Below are 342 nucleotides of genomic sequence, written 5' to 3' on the forward strand. Positions count from 1 at the left end.
TTTCGGCTTTGTTAGCAATATAGTCTATACCTTTTAAGCATGCGTAACCATAACCTTTTTTATTTTCAGTTAAAACGGTAGCGCCAGCTTTTTTAGCATTAACCTCAGTATCATCAGTAGAATTGTTACTAATAACAATTACTTCTTTTACTGTTTTTGGAATGTCTTTAATAACAAGACCTATAGAATCTGCTTCGTTATACGCAGGGATAATGACATTAATTATTGGCATATGCTAATTTTGTGCAAAAGTACAATAACATATCAGTTCACAAAACAAAGAACTGATAGCTTCTTTTAAATTATTGTAAAGAATTGTAGTTATTTTTTGTTTACTAAATC

The 342-nt window shown here is 29.2% G+C and carries 1 protein-coding gene; it reads right to left on the reverse strand.

Annotated features, from left to right (window positions below):
- The coding region (locus FUA24_RS26010) for a glycosyltransferase (protein ID WP_246147165.1) at positions 1-232 on the reverse strand (232 nt) is incomplete at its 3' end.
- Positions 233-342 lie beyond the last annotated feature (110 nt).

This window comes from Seonamhaeicola marinus (assembly GCF_008085455.1).